Genomic DNA, 1,085 nt, shown 5'->3' with positions numbered 1-1,085 from the left:
GCTCGGTAGCTTTAACAATCCAATCAAAAGCAAATGCATATTCAATAAATATCTGCAAAAAACGTTCTTTTTACATTTGGAAGCGTTGGTTTTTACAAAGCAGCTTTTCATAAGATAAATAAACAATTATGGTTTTTTGTTACCATTTTTATCAAGTCAATTTTATTAATAATAGTTATTAAAAAATCACAAAATTAGAATAACCACTTGAAAATATACCCATATGGGTATATTAATAATCATGAGTAAAATAAAACGTATCATATGGCTTGGTTCTTCACTCAAAGATATAAAAAGTCTTCCTGATCTTATTCAACAAAGGATTGGTTATGCTCTTTATCTTGCTCAGATAGGAGATAGAGGAGAAAATGTTAAGGTTCTCAAGGGGTTTGGATCTGCCAATGTTCTAGAAATTATTGAACGCGATATTCAAGGAACTTATCGCGCTGTTTATACGATACAATATAAAAAATCTCTTTATGTGTTGCATTGTTTTCAGAAAAAATCGACCCGTGGCATTGCAACACCAAAACCAGACATTAATCTGATTAAAGAACGTCTCAAGTTAGCAGAACAATTAGAAGGGAATTAAAATGATCAATGTTTTTCACGGTAGTTCCAATGTTTATGCGGATCTTGGCTTTTCAGATTCCAGAGAGATGCTTATCAAAGCGCAACTTGCTCATAAGATTAGTCAAATTCTGAAAGAAAAGAACTTAACACAAAAACAGGCTAGTCAACTTTTGAAAATGACTCAACCAAAACTGTCTAAACTCTTAAGTGGAGAATTTCGAGGAATTAGTGAAATGAAAATGCTTGAGTGTTTGGCAAAATTGGGAAACGATATAAAGATTATTGTTAATCCGAAAGAAGTTAAAACGCTTGAAGGACATTTTGAAGTTGTTTTTTCTTCTTAAACTTCTTTATGATTAGCTTTTTATGGTCTATTCATACATGGCAATTGTTTATAAAAAATGGTCAAATGAATCACGTATAAAAGTGTGGATTCTTGAGTGGATTCATATAAGATAATTACACTCAACCTATTGACTTTATTGTATTTTTTAGTATTATATCTCATATGA

Annotated in this window: 2 protein-coding genes; both read left to right on the top strand. The window is 30.8% G+C overall.

The genetic code is table 11. The features are described from left to right. Positions 1 to 241: 241 nt before the first annotated feature. Positions 242 to 592, top strand: coding sequence for a type II toxin-antitoxin system RelE/ParE family toxin (locus tag ACFILH_RS02020; RefSeq protein ID WP_041581387.1), 351 nt, complete (start codon positions 242 to 244; stop codon positions 590 to 592). A 1-nt stretch (position 593) separates the two neighbouring features. Next, positions 594 to 917, top strand: a complete 324-nt coding sequence (locus ACFILH_RS02015) for a helix-turn-helix domain-containing protein (protein WP_015856199.1) — start codon at positions 594 to 596, stop codon at positions 915 to 917. Positions 918 to 1,085 lie beyond the last annotated feature (168 nt).

Source organism: Bartonella sp. CL435QHHD (assembly GCF_042195095.1).
Classification (GTDB): Bacteria; Pseudomonadota; Alphaproteobacteria; order Rhizobiales; family Rhizobiaceae; genus Bartonella.
This window is presented reverse-complemented; position numbering and strand designations above follow the sequence as displayed.

What these genes read in the sequence shown, in the direction of transcription:
- ACFILH_RS02015 (WP_015856199.1), top strand. Translation starts at nt 594, where the DNA reads ATGATCAATGTTTTTCACGGTAGTTCCAATGTTTATGCGGATCTTGGC.
- ACFILH_RS02020 (WP_041581387.1), top strand. Translation starts at nt 242, where the DNA reads ATGAGTAAAATAAAACGTATCATATGGCTTGGTTCTTCACTCAAAGAT.